Raw genomic sequence first — 16,433 nt, 5'->3', positions numbered from 1 at the left:
GAAGGGAGTGGTCGCCGCGGTATCAAACACGTGATGGCGAAGCCCTCATAAATGCCGGATAATGGGCTTGGTCGTCCCTTTTGGCGTTACATGAGCAAATGTTAACTTGATCGGCACGCGAGTTGCTTAGAGGATCCGGATCACTCCGCAGCGGATGAGACGAGAATGCGAAAGTCGGTTTTGGCAGTTGTGGGTCTTGTCGCTCTGGCCTCTGCCGGCGCCTTCATGCTCGATCGTGGCGGATCGGACCTTTCGGCGGAGGTCAAGCGGCTGAAGGAGGCAGTCTTCGGCGAAGCGCGCGCGCGCGACCAGAGCGCGGGGCCGGCGCGGCAGCAGGCCGCGGCCATGCCGGTTGAAGCGGTGCGACCACGGCGCGGCGAAGCCACATCTGATATTCTGGCCGTCGGCGGCCTTCAATCCGATGAATCGGTGGTTGTCTCGTCGGAGATCGCGGGCCGGGTTGCTGAAATCCTCTTCAAGGAAGGCCAGCAGGTCAATGCGGGGGCGGTACTCGTTAAGCTCGACGGCTCTCTGACGCAGGCTGAACTTGATGACGCGCAGGCGCGTCTCGATCTGGCTGATTCCAACTACAAGCGCACAAATGCCCTCGCCAAGGGCGGCAACGCCACTCAGCGCGCCAATGACGAGGCCTTCGCCGGTCTCGCGACGGCCAGGGCGACCCTGTCTCTCATGCAGGCGCGCTTCGACAAGCTGTCGATCCAGGCGCCTTTCCCAGGCGTCCTCGGCATCCGCAAAGTGTCGGTCGGCGCCTATCTCAGCCCCGGCGCCGCCATCGTCAATCTGGAAAAGATCGACGCCCTCAAAGTCGATTTCAAGGTTCCCGAGATCTTCCTGTCGCGCGTTTCGGTGGGCCAGACCGTTGAACTGACGGTCGACGCGCTGCCGGGCCGTATCTTCACAGGCACCATCTACGCCATCGACCCCATGGTCGACGTCAATGGCCGGGCGCTCACCATCCGCGCCCGTCTGCCCAATACGGATCTCACCCTGCGGCCAGGCCTGTTCGCGCGCATCACCGTGAAGGGCCAGAGCGTGCAGAATGTTTCGCTCGTTCCGGAAGAAGCCGTCGTGCCTCGCGGCAAGGATTCGCTTATTTACCAGATCGTCGACGGCAAGGCCGTGGAGACCAAGGTGCGCCTTGGCAACCGTAAGGCTGGAGAGGTCGAGATCCTTGAGGGTCTGATAGCCGACGCCCCGGTGGTGACATCGGGACAGTCGCGGCTGCGTGACGGCGTCCGTGTGGAGGTCGTCGCCAGTTCTCTGCGCCAGACCTGATGCGCCTTACGCTCCTGTCGCCAACTTGCTCGCATTGATTTCAGGTTACGCCCTACGCGTCCCAGATCCCTTCGAAAGGCACGGCTGATATGGGTTTTTCTGAGCTCTGCATCCGCCGGCCAGTCTTCGCGACAGTGCTCAGCCTGATCATCGTGCTCATCGGCGCCGTCTCGTATCAGCGCCTGACCGTGCGTGAGTACCCCAATATCGACGAACCCGTGGTCTCCGTGACCACGACTTATCCCGGCGCCTCGGCCACCATCATGGAAAGCCAAGTGACGCAGGTGCTCGAAGGCTCGATCGCCGGCATCGCGGGCATTGACGTGCTGGAATCATCGAGCCGCTCGGAGTCGAGCCGCATTACCGTTCGTTTCCGTCTCGGCATCGATGCCGATGTGGCCGCGAGCGATGTGCGCGATCGCGTGAGCCGCGTGCGCCGTCGCCTTCCGGATGAAATTGACGAGCCGGTCATCGCGAAGGTGGAAGCCGACGCTCAGCCGATCATCTTCATCTCGTTCATGGCCACCGACATGAACGCCCTGGAGTTGACGGACTATATCGACCGCTATGTCACCAACCGCCTGAAGAATCTGACAGGCGTCGCGGACGTCAGCATTTTTGGTGAACGGCGCTATGCCATGCGTATCTGGGTCGATCGCGAGCGCTTGGCGGCCTACAATCTGACAGTCCAGGACATCGAGGCCGCGCTCCGCGCCCAGAACGTCGAGCTTCCGTCCGGCCGGATCGAGAGCCGAGACCGCGAGTTCACCGTGCTCTCCCGCACGGGCCTGACGAATGCTCAACAGTTCGAGAATATCGTCGTCAAGCTGTCCGGAAACTATCAGGTCAAGTTAAAGGACATCGCGCGCGTCGAGCTTGGCGCGGCGGACCAGCGGCGCGACGGCCGCTACAACGGCCAGACGAGCGTCACCGTCGGCATTGTGAAACAGGCCGTCGCCAATCCGCTCGACGTGTCGGAAGCCCTGAGGGCTGTCCTTCCCGATATCAGCGCCTCGCTGCCCGACGGTGTGACCGCCGAGATCGCCAACGACAACGCCGTCTTCATCGACCGGTCCATCCAGAGCGTCTTTCACACGATTCTGGAAGCCATCGTTCTCGTCGTGCTCGTCATTCTGTTCTTCCTGCGTTCGCTGCGAGCCTCGTTCATTCCCATCGTGACAATCCCGATCTCGTTGATCGCGACTTTCACGCTGATGTATGCGCTGGGCTTCAGCATCAACACCCTGACTCTGCTCGCCATGGTGCTGGCGATCGGCCTCGTGGTGGATGACGCCATCGTGGTGCTCGAGAACATTCACCGCCACGTCGAGCATGGCATGAAGCCGAAAGCGGCCGCCATCAAAGGTGTCAAGGAGATCGGATTCGCCGTCATCGCCATGACACTCACCTTGGTGGCGGTTTACGCGCCGGTGGCCTTCTCACCGGGCCGCACAGGCCGCCTGTTCCTGGAATTCGCGCTGACCCTCGCCGGCGCGGTTCTGGTATCGGGCTTTGTCGCGCTGACGCTGACGCCGATGATGTGCTCGAAGATCCTCAAGCACGAGCCTAATCCCGGCTTCCTTTTCAGGCTGCTCGAGCGTGGCTTCAACGCCTTTGAGAATGGCTATCGCCGCCTGCTTGTCGCCACGCTCAAGGTCCGCTTCCTGATCATCCTGCTGGCGCTCGGCGTCGCTGGCATGAGCGGCTATTATTTCACGCATCTCAGGGCTGAACTTGCGCCCGTCGAGGATCGTGGCGTCATCATGATTCGTGGCAGCGGTCCGGAAGGCGCCACTCTCGCCTATATGAGCCGCTATTCCCGCCAGATCGAGGATTCGCTCCGCGAAGTTCCGGAAATGCAGTCGGTACTGGTCATTCTTGGCTTCCCGGAAATCACGGACTTCATGATCGTCGGCCGCCTGAAGGACTGGGATGTCCGACAGCGAAGCCAGCAGGAAATTGCCGCGGCGATGCGCGCCAAGCTTGCTCGCATTCCCGGTGTCCAGGCTTACGCCAACAATCCGGCCTCGCTTGGCCAGCGCGGCTCGTCCCGTCCCATCGAATTCATCCTGCAGACATCCGGAACCTACGAGGAGTTGCAGGGCTATGTGAATACGTTCCTGAACAGGGTTGGCGATTACCCGGGGTTCATCAATCTGGATTCGGACCTCAAGCTGAACAAGCCTGAGTTTCGCATCGAGCTGGATCGCGCGAAGGTGGCCGATCTCGGCCTCGATGTTTCGGTGATCGGCCGGACACTGGAAACGCTGCTCGGCGGGCGCCAGGTCACCCGTTTCGAGGTGGAAGGCGAGCAATACGACGTCTATGTGCAGATGGCGGCGGAAGATCGCGCCTCGCCGTCGACGCTGTCCACCATCTTCCTGCGGGCCCCGAATGGGGAAATGGTTCAGCTCTCCAACATCGTGCGGGTTACCGAATCTGTCGCGCCCAAGGAACTTCGGCGTTTCAACCAGCTGAGGGCGGCGACCATCTCTGCCAACCTCGCGCCGGGCTACGCCCTGGGCGACGGCCTGGCCTATCTGGAGAAAGCCGCCCAGGAGGTACTCCCCGCGACCGTGCAGACCGACTTCGGCGGGCAGAGCCGTGAATTCCACTCTTCCAGCCAGAGCCTCGCGGTCGTATTCGTGCTGGCGCTTGGCTTCATCTACCTCGTGCTTGCCGCGCAATTCGAGAGCTTCCGCGATCCGGTCATCATCCTGCTCACGGTGCCGTTGTCTATGACGGGCGCGCTCGCCGCGCTGTACTACGCCGGCGGAACGCTCAACGTGTATTCGCAGATCGGCCTTGTGACCCTCGTCGGCCTGATCACCAAGCACGGTATTCTCATCGTCGAATTCGCCAACCAGCAGCAGGAAGCCGGCAAGACCCGTCTCACGGCGGTGATCGAGGCGGCGACACTGCGTCTGCGGCCGATCCTGATGACGACCGGCGCCATGGTGCTCGGCGCCGTGCCGCTTGCGCTCGCGGAAGGTGCGGGCGCCGAAAGCCGCCAGCAGATCGGCCTCGTCATTGTCGGTGGCCTCACCCTCGGCACGCTGCTCACCCTGTTCGTGGTGCCCACCGTCTACAGCCTGGTGGGCCGCATCCACAAACCCCATGAGGAGCACGACGAAGCCCATGCGCATCATCCGCACCCCAAGGGGGCCGGGACACCGGGGCATTTGACGCCGGCGGAGTAATTGCCAGGGAGCAAGGACGCGCAAGATTTCTGCGCAAAGCCCACGGGTTGGCCATTGCCATCGCACAAGCAGCGAATTATGGTCCGCCCCGCTCGCAAGACTTGCGTCGCCAAGGGCGGCGAAGCGTGCAACGCGTTGGGGCGTCGCCAAGTGGTAAGGCAGCGGATTTTGATTCCGCCATGCGGAGGTTCGAATCCTCCCGCCCCAGCCAAGCCTTCTTCGCCACCATGAATCTTCTGAATCTTCCGAAGTCTGGGCGCGAATGTCTCGCCGCGGATGAGGGTGTTTCGGCAAACTTTGGCCTTGAGCCGTCTCGGTTCAAGGCGCCCTGATCACGGCATTCCCTTTCATGCGGGCCGTGGGTCGAGGAAGCCGACGACGGTCGCGATGCGGCCCGCCGCATCCAGACGCACGATATCCGTCCCTTCGGCGATGGGGTGCCCCTCGCCGGCCGTCAACGACCAGGAAAAGCGAACATAGTCGTTGTGGCTGTCCGGCGTTCCCCGCAATTCGAAGCGGTGACCGGGAAACTGCGCACGCGCAGCCGCTATCATCAGGGCTATCCCCTCGCTTCCCGCTCCCGACATCAGGGGATCCACATAACGAGCATCCGCGGACCATCGCGCCGCGATGAGCTTACGCCGCTGCCCATCGTCAATTTCATTCCAGGTGGCGAGATAGATGTGTGCGATATCTTGGTTGTCGCTCATGAACTGTCACTCCTGTGGTCGACGTGACGATCCTGGCTAGTTTTGGCGGCCGGCGCGATTACCTCCGAGGTAATCATCCAGGCCACCACATTCCGCTATAGTGTCCCCCATGGAGACGACCTCGGAAACGACCATCGACAACGTGGGCTCCCTGTTGCGCGAATGGCGCCAGAGACGCCGCTTCAGCCAACTCGACCTCGCAAGCGAAGCCGCTCTGTCCACCCGCCATCTGAGCTTCGTGGAGAGCGGGCGGGCCTCCGCGAGCCGTGACATGCTCATTCGCCTTGCCGAGCATCTCGCAATGCCGCTGCGCATTCGGAACCGGCTGCTGCTCGCGGGCGGATACGCACCAGAACACGCCGAACGTCCACTCGATGCGCGCGACATGACTGCGGCGCGTGAAGCGGTGGAGGCAGTCCTTGCCGGCCATATGCCTTTTCCCGCCCTTGCCGTGGATCGTCATTGGAACCTTGTGCTTGCCAATCCCGCCCTTGCGCCGTTCCTGGCGGGGGTAGAGCAACAGCTCCTGACGACTCCCGTGAACGTACTGCGGCTCAGCCTCCATCCGGAGGGCCTGGCGCCGCGCATCGACAATCTGGCCGAGTGGCGACACCACCTGCTCGAACGCCTCGCCCGACAATGCGACGAGACCGGCGACCCTGTGCTGGCGGATTTGCTGGCAGAGCTCTCCACCTTGCCCTTCCGGGCCAGCAGGGCCCGGCCGGGGACAGCCAATGCCATCGCTGTCCCGCTGAGGCTCAGAGCCGATGATGGCGCATGCCTCTCCTTCATTTCCACCACCACGGTCTTCGGAACAGCGACAGATGTGACGTTGGCGGAACTGACCCTCGAATGCTTCTATCCGGCCGACGCCGCGACACGCACGGCGTTGCTGAACGCGCCCTTATCTTCGGATGCCGTGGGAGCCTCATCATGAGCGTGACCTATCTCATCGAGTTCGACGTCAAGCCAACGGAACGCGAGCGCTTCCTCATTCTCATCAATGGCGTCCTGGACGCCATGCGCGGCGAGGACAACTTCAGGAACGCGGCGCTGCACCGTGATCCCGCCAACGCCAATCATTTCATGCTTTATGAGACCTGGGCGAACCACCAGGATGTCGTCGACGTACAGCTCCAACGCCCGTATCGCGCGGCCTGGCACGCGGCGCTGCCGGATCTGCTGCAGGAGCCACGGCTCATCAGCATGTGGGAACCAATCAGGATCGACCCGCCCGTCGTTGCTTCGGCAAACAGCCCCTGATGACTCCCGCTTCCGGCCTAGGCCGATGGGACATAATGCGTCGGAGCGGACAACGGCAGTGAAGGCGGAGCTAGGTTCCGTCACAGCCTGCCGGGTCACCCACCATACCCGCCCGCTGGCGCTTTGCCCGTGCCCCCCTGCTTCCCAGCCTGCCCATGCGCGGCCGGCAGGCGGAGATCAGCCAGGCTGTCCTTCACATCGCGCAGACGCTTGAGCAGAGGTTCGCCGAAATGCAGGGCAACGGCGGTCACGATGATGTCCAACACCACGGCATGGGCGATCCGCGAGGTCATCGGCGCGTAGACTTCCGTATTCTCATGGGCGTCGATCGCGAGCAGGATATCGGCCGCGGCGGCAAGGGCCGTACCGGGCTTGGTAAGGGCGATGACGCAAGCGCCAACCTCCCTCGCCTTCATGGCCATCTTCACCGTGTCGCGGATCTCGCCCGTATGGGAAAAGCACAGCACGACGTCACGCGGTCCGAGTGTCGCCGCCGCCATGCGCTGCAAATGCGTGTCGACATAGGCCATCACGGGCAACCCCAAGCGCATGAGTTTGTGCTGCGCCTCGATGGCGAGAATGCTGGCCGCGCCAGCACCGAAACAATCGATGCGCCGCGCCGCGACAATCATCTGCACGGCACGCATCAGTGCCTCGCGATTGATCGACTGGCGAACCGTGTTGAGGACGTGAATACTCGAATCGAAAATCTTGTCCGCGACCTCATCCAGCGTGTCCTGTGTACGGACCTCGCTATGGAGATAGGGCGTGCCGGAGACGATGCTCTGGCCGGTGAGCAATTTGAGATCGGGATAGCGCGACAGGCCGAGCGAACGCACGAAGCGCAGCACAGTTGGCTGGCTTACTCCGACCGACGCGGCCAATTCGGCGATCGACATGCGAATGATCCGCTCGGGATGATCCAGAACGAAATCGGCGACCTTCCGCTCCGACGGCGACAATTGCGCGCGTTGGGCCGCAATCTTGTCCAGGAAACGCGACGCGTCCTGCATCAGCGGCCCGCTGGCTGCCTTGACACCCGCGCGCTGGTCAGGCCCGGCGCCCGTTTCGTCCGCCGCCATTGCATCACCTCGGTCACGCTGGAAATTCACCATCGTCATCGATGCGATGACCATTCCAAGTCGCTCATAATCACAACGGATGCGGCCTTCATCGACACACCCCCCACGCTGATCCGCGGCTGGTTGGGCGTTGAGGCGGGATGCATGTAATTTTTCTCCAAAAATCGCCCGGGGATGATTGAAGGTTCATCGGCGCGGACATCCTCGCGATCGAACTAGGATTTGATACATCAGAGTTATTTTTCAAAAAGAGGGGGAGGTTTCAATCCCCGATCATGAAATTCTAGGGAGTATTGAGCATTTCTCGTTGAAATCTCGGTGAAATATCACATGAACGATAATACTGTGCGGCTGCATCGATAAATGACAGGCCTTTTCGCCGATATTTCTCGGGCGAGCTGAAGCCACCGCGCGCGCCGTAATAAAGCTACAAATCGCTCGCGACTACCGCATGCACGGTGTATGCTCGGCAATCCATTTGAACACGCGGCCGCAATTCTGGAGCTGAGATCTGAATGACAGGAAGGGTTTCGCCAGGCTGGAGCCCCTCCACAGGCCGACTCCTCACGATTTTGACTTCGCCCGGAACGATCAGAACAATTCAGGAAACGACCATGCCCGCTACACAGCGTGACCCGACAACGGGTCTTGAGCGCCTCATTCTGTCGCAGCTGCCAACCCCACTGGATGATGCCCCCAGGCTGGCCCGGGCGCTCGGCATTGCGAAGCTTGCGATCAAGCGGGAGGACATGGCCGGTTACGCGTTGGGCGGCAACAAGCTGCGCCAGCTTGATTTCATCCTGGCTGAAGCCCTCGCCGCCGGCGCGGACATGCTGATCACCACAGCCGGCAGCCAGTCCAATTTTTGCCGGTCCCTCGCCGGCGCCGCCGCCAAGCTCGGGCTTGGTTGCCACCTCCACCTGCGCGCCGCGATGGGCACCGAGCGGGTAGGCAATCTCCTGCTGGATGACGTCTTCGGCGCTACCATCACCTTCACCGCCGTGACGGACCCCTGGGACCGGACGGTCGCCAATGAGCTCGACGCGATCGCCGCCGGCTATGCGGCCGAGGGCCGCAATCCTTTCATTGTGCAGCTGACGGGTGTGAGCGCGGCCGTCGGGGTCTGCGGCTGGATGTCCGGCGCGGCCGAGCTCATCGGGGACTTCGCGGCGCGTGGCGCGGTGCCGGACGTGTTGGTGGCCGTCTGCGGCTCCGGCCTCTCGCTCGCGGGCCTCGCTCTTGGCTTCAAGCATCTCGGTTGCCGCACGCGCCTCCTCGGCATCAGCGCCCAGCAGCCCGCTCCGCGCCTCAAGGCATGGATCTGCGGCACGGCGGATGAAGCCTCGGCCCTGCTCGGCATCGACACGCGCTTAATGGGCGATGATTTCGACATCATCGACAGCGAAATCGCGCCGGGCTACGGCAAGCCATCGCCGGCGAGCCTGGCAGCGGTCCGCCTCGCGGGCCGCATGGAAGGCCTGGTGCTCGACCCGGTCTATACCGGCAAGGGCATGGCCGGCCTCGCCACGGCGGTACGGACTGGCGTGATCAAGCCGGAGCATTCCGTCGTCTTCCTGCATTCCGGCGGCACACCCGGTCTCTTCACCCATGCGCAAGCGCTCGCCGGGGAGGCCATGGCGTGAGCAGATCGGAAGCCACTCAGCCAGGCCCCGCGCGGCTCGACATTCCGCTGGATCGGCCGGGGCGCACGATCGGCGCGCTGCGGTTGCCGTGGTCTCATGACCGCTCCGCCTATGGCCAGATCGTTATCCCTGTCATCGTGATCAACGGCGGCCCCGGGCCGACCGTGCTATGCACCGGTGGCGTCCACGGCGATGAATATGAAGGTCCGATCGTCCTCGGCGCGCTGGCCCGCGAACTCGTGCCTGAGGATATCAAGGGCAGGCTGATCATCATGCCCACTGCCAATCCGCCGGCGGCACTGGCCAGCCGGCGCACCTCACCCATCGATGGCGGCAACCTCGCGCGCCTTTTCCCCGGGGAGGCGAGCGGCGGCCCCACAAGCCAGATCGCCGAGGGCATCACACGCCTTCTCCTGCCTGGGGCTGACTATCTCCTGGATTTCCACAGCGGCGGCGGCACGCTCGACTATCTGCCCTGCGCCTTCGGCCGTCTGCCGGCGGACAAGGCCTTGGCAGCCCGGGTGCTGGATCTTTTGGTAGCCTTTGGCGCGCCCGTGACCGCGGTGGTAAAGCGCCCCGAGGCCAAGGGCACCCTTGTCGCCACGGCGCTCGATCTCGGTGTCGTCGCCATGGCGACGGAACTGGGCGGAAGCGGCGGCGTCACAAGGCAGACGGTTGCGATAGCCGCTGCCGGGCTGCGCCGCGCGCTTGCCCATGTCGGCGTCCTCACGGACAGCGCCTCCGGGCCGGCAAGCGCATCGACCCCGACAAGCGCATCGACACGGCTCCTCGCGGTCGGCGGCGAGCATTTCCTGCGCTCACCCGGACGAGGCCTCTTCGCTCCCGCCTTCATGCTCGGCGATGCGGTGGCGGCCGGCGACGTGGCGGGTTGGCTCAGCGATCCCGAACGGCCCGAACGAACGCCCGAACCGCTCCACTATGCGGCAGACGGCCTCGTCATCTGCCGGCGCGTGCCGACGCTCGCGGAGCCGGGAGACGTCCTTGTGCATATGGGGGAAGACACGACGCCGGACGCGCTGATCAACGGGTCTTGAAAGGACACCCTGGCAATCTGGGGATCGCCTCAGCACGCAACAATACTGACCAGAAAACTGAGAAGGTCTGCGCGGTCATCCCGGGACATGCCTATGAGATGACCGCGCCCTTCCCCCCTCTTATTGGGTCCCCTGTCAGCTGACCAGCTTCTGCACGCTGACGGTCAGCTCGTCCATCGCCTGCTGCGGTGACTTCATCCCAAGGACGACCGTTTCCGCCTGTTCCTTGAAGAGGTCGGCGGCGCGGGCGGCATTGTCGAAGGCCGGCAGCGGCACGCGCGACACCTGCAGCACCTTCCGCTCCGCCTCCGAATAGGGGAGGGCCTCCTTGATGCGGGGATCATCATAGGTGGAACCGCGAACCGGCCCGTTGCCGTTAAGAGCGGCGGCCAGCGTCGCGTCCTTCGACGACATCGCCTTGATGAAGGCCCAGGCCAGATCCTTGTTCTTGGAGTTCTTGGGGATCGCCATGCTCCAGAACTCGACCTTGGTGGGCGCCACCTCATATTTGCCCTTCAGGGCCTCGGCGATCGGGAAATAGGTCGTCTTGATCTTGCCGGCGACCTGCGACTTCGCTGGATCGTTATAAAGACCGTTCCGGCTCATCGAACTCGCGGCCATGGCCGCGCGGCCCTGCTGCATCCAGGTATTGGCGTCCTCGGCTTTCATGCCGGTGAGGTTCTTGGGAACCGCACCCGACGTGTACAGGTCGCGGATCATGGTCAGCGCCGCCACCATCTCCTTGGAATTGGCGACGACCTTCATGTCGGGGGTAATGAAATCAGCATCCCAGGCACGGGCGAGCGCGATAACCTCGGGATAGGCCACGCCCGGCAGGATGAAGCCCACGACCGGCGTGCCATCAGGCCGGGTGTAGGTGCATTTCTTGGCGACCTCGACGAATTCCTCGATGGTCTGCGGCGGTCCCTTGATGCCCCGCTCGGCGAAGATCTCCTCGTTATAGTGGAGACCGGTCGATGCGTGCCTGAACGGAACCGCATAAAGCTCGTCGGCAATCGTCACGCCCTTGACGAGGCCCGGGAACAGGTCCTTCGGATCCTCGACAGGATCCTTGGCCATGCGCGGACCGAGCGGCTCGAACAGGTTCGCGATGCGCGGCGTGGCGTAGGTGTTGAGAATAAAGGCCACATCGACGGTGGATTCCGAGAGCGAAGCCTCGCGGAACAGCCGGTCATGCAGCGGCCCTGTCTCGAAAGTCACCCAGTTGACCGTGTCGCCGGTCGCCTTCGTGAAAGCCTGAGTGACGTCACCCCCCTTTGTACCATTGGACACGTTCTGCATCACGCGGTGCGCGAACACGTTGATCTGCTTGCCGTCGGCCCGCAGCGGACCCACGAAGGGCAGAAGCGCCGCCGTCGCGGCGCCCGTTCTCAGAATTGTCCGTCTCGTCACACTCATGTTTGTCCCTCCCGCAAACTCTCTAGAACACGGCCCGTATGCCCGTGGCGTGGCTTCTTTTGCCTTACTCTGCCCGCGCATCACGACATTATCCGGATGCTTGCGGTAGGGCCATTCAAGGGGTCGTGTCGTAGAATAATTACATTGCGGGGCCGCTTCAACGGAGAAATTGCGACGTATGACGCCAGAATTTTGTAATTAAACTACAAACTCCGTTACGTGTAGTCACCGCGATCGGAATATCTGACTACGGCAGAAGCCGTCACCTATGACGCTCACGGCGGGAAAGCCTGCTGTTCCAATCCATGCGGTAGCACTCCGGCGCCGCCGCAACGGCCGCCATGCCAAGCAGCACAGCCTGCGGCTCTATGACCAGCACAGTCGCGATACGACTCATGAAACCATCGACCGGGGCCTTGTCGGCGAAGATCGCGCCGAAGGCGACGGGGTCGATCAACGACTGGATCCGCGGCAGGATACCACCGGAGAGGTAAACGCCACCCCGGGCGCCGAATGTCAGCGCGACGTCACCGGCAAAGCGCGCCAGGATGGAGAGAAACAGACGCACCGTATCACGCGCCACGGGATCGCTGCCGTCCACCGCAGCTTCGACCAGCGTGGGTGGCTCGCCGTAGAGCGGCTCCCGTCCCGCCACCGTGCATTGCGCCTTGTAGAGCCGCAAGAGGCCAGGGCCGGACAGAACGCATTCCGCCGTCACCCGGCCATCGACCCGCTCGATATGCGGCCAGAGCCCATATTCCTCGTCCGTTACGGGGCCGAAGTCGATATGACCGCCCTCGCTGGCAACGGGAATGAACTGGCCGGCACTTTCGATGAGGCCCGCGACACCAAGGCCCGTGCCCGGCCCGAGCACGACCCGCGTTCCCGCCCGCGGTGACAGATCTGGCGTGATTTGATGAAGCGCCTCATGCGGCAAGGCCGGCAGCGAGAGGGCCTGCGCCTCGAAATCGTTGAGCAGCAGACATTCTTCCAGGCCAAGCTCATCCAGCAACGCCTGCTGGTCGAGCACCCACCCCGCGTTGGTGAGCTGGATGCGCCCGTCGACCAACGGCCCGGCGCCGCATACGATCATAGAGCGGGGCGCCGGCAGACGCGCGGAGGTCGATCCAGCGGCGCCACCGCGCATCGCTGCGATTGCCGCGACGACACCGTCATGGGCGCTCGCATGGTCATGCGTATGTAGCTGCACGGAAGCTTCGAGGGCGCCGCCGGGGGCTTCTACCAGCGCGAAGCGCGCATTGGTGCCACCGATATCGCCGACCAGTACGGGGTGAGGAAATTTTGCCGTCATCGTCCCTGTAAACGAGAGCGTTGCGCCGAGGGTTCCGCTGCCAAAGCATCTCCGGAAATCCGGGCGACATGACGCTTCGGCCGACCTGTTTGATTGGTCCTTGTCCCGCTTTGGCGGAGCGGGGTCAAGCGCGAGGCCTGCCCGAACCAAGGTATCGGCACAGGAATGCGCCGGGAATGCCCAGCAAGACCGGGGATGTCCGGGGGGGTCCTGCGTCTAAGCGATTCCTTCACGCGAACCGGTTTCCACTGCGCCCACAAATGCTTTAGTGGCAATAAGTCAGGATCAGGCTATGCATGGCTCCGTATGGAGTGATGACGAGGACAGCGACGCATGCCTTCCAGAACGACAGGCTTGAACCGCGCGAAAGCCACGCGATTCTTGAGCGCAGGTTTCATGAGCATCGTTCTGGGCTTGAGCCTCGCGCCCGGCACGGCGCAGGCGCAGGCTGGCACAGCCGTTTGCAAGCGTGATCTCTTCGTTCTCGAATCAACGCTGAGCAATGCCTTGCGCAATCTGGAAGCCGTGGCGCAGGCGAGCGATGACGCCAAATGCAGCGCCTATCGCAAGCATGTCGATGTCATGCGCGAGGCGAGCAAGACTTTCACCCGTTGCACGACGGGGCGTGAGCGCCAGGAGAATGTGACGCAAATGGACGCATCGGTCGCTGATTTCCAGGCCCTGATTCGCTCGCGCTGCGCGAAACCTTGATTGGCAGGCCCCCCAAAGGGCGAGCCTGCTCTCTTCCAGCCAATGGCTGTATCGCTTGCATAGGCCCTACGAGAGGCCATATCCCGCAAGGCGCGGGCCTTAGCGTCCCGTTTTGATGCGGGTCCACAGGCGCGTCGCGGTGCGCTGGGCCTGCTCGTTATAGGCGGTGTTCGTGAACAGGCGCGACATGGTCTGCTCATCCGGATAGATGCCCGGATCGTTCAGGATCGCGGGATCGACATCCTTCTTCGCGGCCAGGTTGCCGCTGGCGTAGTGCACGGCATTGGCGTTGCGCGCCGCGATCTCGGGCCGGTTCATGAAATCGATGAAGGCATGCGCCTCCGCGACGTTCTTGGCATCGGCCGGGATAGCCATGGAATCGAACCACATCAGCGCGCCTTCCTTCGGAATGACATAGCCGATGTTGACGCCGTTCTTGGCCTCTTCCGCGCGGGTCTTGGCCTGCACGATATCGCCGGAATACCCGACCGCCACGCAGATGTCGCCGTTGGCGAGCGCGTTGATATATTCGGAGGAATGGAACTTGCGGATGTTGCCACGCACTTTCATGAGCGCATCGGTCGCCTTGTTGAGATCCTTCGAGTCCTTCGAATCGGGATTGAGGCCGACATAGTTCAGGACGCCGGGGAAGAGGTCCTCGGGCGAATCCAGCATATAGATGCCGCAATCCTTGAGTTTCGCCGCGACTTCAGGCTTCAGCACGAGATCCCAGGTATTCAGCGGCACATCGCCAAGCCGCTCCTTCACCTTGTCGACGTTCAGGCCGATGCCCGTGGTGCCCCACATGTAATTGACGGCATAGACATTGCCGGGGTCGAAGACGGTGAGCTTCTTGGCCACGTCCGGCCACATGTTGACGAGATTGGGAATCTTCGCCTTGTCGAGCGGTTGGAAGACCTTGGCCTTGATCTCGCGCTGCAGGAACGGTCCAGACGGCACGACGATGTCGTAGCCGGATTTGCCGGCAAGCAGCTTCGTCTCGACGATCTCGTTGTTGTCGTAGGTATCGTAGACGACCTTGATCCCCGTTTCCTTCGTGAACTCCTCGAGCACGGTAGGATCGATGTAGTCCGACCAGTTATAGACGTTGACTGTCTTGTCCTGCGCCAAGGCGACCCCGGCCGCGGCCAGCGCGGCGATCGACACCAAGGAGCGGAGCATCAGAGAACGGATCATGCCGGCTGTTCCCAAGCTGGAGTGCGTTTTCGTCTTGCTGGAGTGTTGCCAGACAATGTGAGGCAGTTCAACGGCTCTGCACAAGCCCTTCCAACTGCGCGAGGGCGCGGTCGAGAGTCGCGTCCGTCTTGGCGAAGCAGAAGCGCGCCACGGTGCGCACAGCCCCTTCGGCATAGAAGGCTGAAACGGGGATCGCGGCCACGCCGCGTTCCGTCACGAGGCGCTTGCAGAAATCGACGTCATCCCTCTCACCGAGCGGCGCGATGTCCACGTTGAGAAAATAGGTGCCGTGGCTCGGCAGCACGGTGAAGCCGCGCTCCTTGAGGCCATGGCTGAAACGATCGCGGCTGCGCTGGAAATCCGCCCGCATGCCGGTGAAATAGTCGTCGGCCTTGCCGAGGCCATAGGCGACGGCCGCCTGCAAGTTCGGCGCCGTGGTAAAGGTCAGGAACTGGTGCGCCTTGGCGAGCACCTTGAGGATGTCCGGCGCGGCACAGGCAAAGCCCACCTTCCACCCGGTCAGCGAAAAGATCTTGCCCGCCGAGCCGATCTTGACGGTGCGCTCGCGCATGCCGGGCTCCGCCATCAGCGGACGATGACAGCGCCCGTCGAACACCACATGTTCCCACACCTCGTCACACACCGCGATCGCATCATGCTTGACGCAGAAGCGAGCGAGCAAGGCGAGGTCTTCCTCCGGGAAAACGACGGCGGAGGGATTGAGCGGATTGTTGAACAGAACGACCTTCGTCTTGTCGGAGAAAGCCGCGGCGAGCGCCTCCTCCGTCAGGCGCCAATGCGGGGGCTGCAAGGTGACGAAGCGCGGCACGCCACCCGCACGCCGCACAAGCGGCAGATAGGCATCATACATCGGCTCGAAGAGCACGACCTCGTCACCCGGCTCGATGAGCGCGAACAGGGCACCCGCGATCGCCTCCGTGGCGCCTGATGTCACCATCACCTCATCCGCCCCGAGATCGAGCCCCTGGTGATCGGCGTAGTGCTGGGCGACCGCCTGCCTGAGTTCGGGCAGGCCCATCATCGGCGGATACTGGTTCCAGCCGGAGATCACGGCTTCCGCCGCCTTGGCACGAACGTCGTCCGGGCCGGCGCCGTCGGGAAAGCCCTGCCCGAGGTTCACCGCTCCCGTTTCGCGGGCGAGCTGCGACATGGATTCGAAGACTGTGGTGGGCAGGGAGGAGAAAATGCGGTTCATGGAGCAGCGCCTCTACAATGCGTCAGCCTTAGCACCGCCGACCGGCCGGCGAAACGGCATTCATCGCGCCATGCGCGTGGCGCGACACCCCGTTGTCGATCTCCTGCAACAGGCCGCGCGGGATATTGCAATCAGCGCATACCAGGGTGTGCCAGCGCACAGCCTGGACCGGGCTTCGGTGCAGGTCCGCCGCTCAGGGCTGGGGTTTGTTTGACTTCACAAGCGATGAAGCCGAAGGATGAGTCATCGGCTCGGCAGGGCCGTATGGCTGGACCGTTCTCCGGTGCCCCCTCCCAGCCTTGCGGACTTGCCGGGCCGGTTCCCGTTTT

Annotated in this window: 14 protein-coding genes and 1 tRNA gene; 9 read left to right on the top strand and 6 right to left on the bottom strand. The window is 63.0% G+C overall.

Translation table 11 applies throughout. The features are described 5' to 3' along the window. The first annotated feature begins 165 nt into the window (after positions 1–165). From KIO74_RS16835 to KIO74_RS16825, 3 genes are all read left to right on the top strand, one after another. Positions 166–1,296 carry an efflux RND transporter periplasmic adaptor subunit gene (locus KIO74_RS16835; protein ID WP_213332949.1) on the top strand — a complete coding sequence of 377 codons (1,131 nt, stop codon included), beginning with the start codon at positions 166–168 and terminating at the stop codon, positions 1,294–1,296. Between the two features lie 89 nt (positions 1,297–1,385). Further along, a complete protein-coding gene (locus KIO74_RS16830; protein ID WP_213332948.1) occupies positions 1,386–4,496 on the top strand; it encodes an efflux RND transporter permease subunit in 3,111 nt (1,036 codons plus the stop codon). 136 nt (positions 4,497–4,632) lie between these two features. Then, a tRNA-Gln gene (locus KIO74_RS16825) sits at positions 4,633–4,707 on the top strand. Between the two features lie 136 nt (positions 4,708–4,843). On the opposite strand, the gene KIO74_RS16820 is transcribed toward KIO74_RS16825, so the two are convergent. Continuing rightward, a complete protein-coding gene (locus tag KIO74_RS16820; RefSeq protein WP_213332947.1) occupies positions 4,844–5,206 on the bottom strand; it encodes a nuclear transport factor 2 family protein in 363 nt (120 codons plus the stop codon). A 109-nt stretch (positions 5,207–5,315) separates the two neighbouring features. On the opposite strand from KIO74_RS16820, the gene KIO74_RS16815 reads away from it, so the two are divergent. Together KIO74_RS16815 and KIO74_RS16810 are read left to right on the top strand one after the other, a co-directional pair. After that, complete coding sequence (locus tag KIO74_RS16815; protein WP_213332946.1) at positions 5,316–6,143, top strand: helix-turn-helix domain-containing protein; 828 nt, start codon at positions 5,316–5,318, stop codon at positions 6,141–6,143. Further along, positions 6,140–6,469 (top strand): putative quinol monooxygenase, encoded by a 330-nt coding sequence (locus KIO74_RS16810; RefSeq protein ID WP_213332945.1) that lies wholly within the window; start codon positions 6,140–6,142, stop codon positions 6,467–6,469. The genes KIO74_RS16815 and KIO74_RS16810 overlap by 4 nt, the downstream gene beginning before the upstream one ends. A 95-nt stretch (positions 6,470–6,564) precedes the next feature. On the opposite strand, the gene KIO74_RS16805 is transcribed toward KIO74_RS16810, so the two are convergent. Then, the gene (locus KIO74_RS16805; protein WP_213332944.1) at positions 6,565–7,605 is read right to left on the bottom strand and encodes an SIS domain-containing protein; all 1,041 of its coding nucleotides are present in this window, start codon (positions 7,603–7,605) and stop codon (positions 6,565–6,567) included. A gap of 560 nt (positions 7,606–8,165) precedes the next feature. Here KIO74_RS16805 and KIO74_RS16800 point away from each other — a divergent pair. Further along, on the top strand, positions 8,166–9,194 hold the full coding sequence (locus KIO74_RS16800) for a 1-aminocyclopropane-1-carboxylate deaminase/D-cysteine desulfhydrase (RefSeq protein WP_213332943.1): 1,029 nt from the start codon (positions 8,166–8,168) through the stop codon (positions 9,192–9,194). Continuing rightward, a complete protein-coding gene (locus tag KIO74_RS16795; RefSeq protein WP_213332942.1) occupies positions 9,191–10,249 on the top strand; it encodes a succinylglutamate desuccinylase/aspartoacylase family protein in 1,059 nt (352 codons plus the stop codon). Before KIO74_RS16800 ends, KIO74_RS16795 begins: the two co-directional genes overlap by 4 nt. 135 nt (positions 10,250–10,384) lie before the next feature. Here KIO74_RS16795 and KIO74_RS16790 read toward each other — a convergent pair whose 3' ends face one another. Both KIO74_RS16790 and KIO74_RS16785 read right to left on the bottom strand, forming a co-directional pair. Beyond that, positions 10,385–11,668, bottom strand: coding sequence for an ABC transporter substrate-binding protein (locus KIO74_RS16790; protein WP_213332941.1), 1,284 nt, complete (start codon positions 11,666–11,668; stop codon positions 10,385–10,387). A 262-nt stretch (positions 11,669–11,930) separates the two neighbouring features. Then, complete coding sequence (locus KIO74_RS16785; RefSeq protein ID WP_213332940.1) at positions 11,931–12,980, bottom strand: glucokinase; 1,050 nt, start codon at positions 12,978–12,980, stop codon at positions 11,931–11,933. Between the two features lie 396 nt (positions 12,981–13,376). Between KIO74_RS16785 and KIO74_RS16780 the strand changes: the two genes are divergently transcribed. Beyond that, positions 13,377–13,691, top strand: a complete 315-nt coding sequence (locus tag KIO74_RS16780; RefSeq protein WP_213332939.1) for a hypothetical protein — start codon at positions 13,377–13,379, stop codon at positions 13,689–13,691. A 99-nt stretch (positions 13,692–13,790) separates the two neighbouring features. Here KIO74_RS16780 and KIO74_RS16775 read toward each other — a convergent pair whose 3' ends face one another. Together KIO74_RS16775 and KIO74_RS16770 are read right to left on the bottom strand one after the other, a co-directional pair. Next, a complete protein-coding gene (locus tag KIO74_RS16775) occupies positions 13,791–14,888 on the bottom strand; it encodes a polyamine ABC transporter substrate-binding protein (RefSeq protein ID WP_213332938.1) in 1,098 nt (365 codons plus the stop codon). Between the two features lie 67 nt (positions 14,889–14,955). Further along, complete coding sequence (locus KIO74_RS16770; protein ID WP_213332937.1) at positions 14,956–16,104, bottom strand: aminotransferase; 1,149 nt, start codon at positions 16,102–16,104, stop codon at positions 14,956–14,958. Between KIO74_RS16770 and KIO74_RS16765 the strand changes: the two genes are divergently transcribed. Continuing rightward, entirely contained in the window at positions 16,094–16,318 is a 225-nt protein-coding gene (locus tag KIO74_RS16765) for a hypothetical protein (protein ID WP_213332936.1), read from the top strand. The genes KIO74_RS16770 and KIO74_RS16765 overlap by 11 nt on opposite strands. The last annotated feature ends 115 nt before the right edge of the window (positions 16,319–16,433 follow it).

It is taken from the genome of Chelatococcus sp. HY11 (assembly GCF_018398335.1).
Taxonomy (GTDB): Bacteria; Pseudomonadota; Alphaproteobacteria; order Rhizobiales; family Beijerinckiaceae; genus Chelatococcus.
Note: the sequence above shows the minus strand (reverse complement) of the source record. Positions and strands in the feature narration are given on the sequence as shown.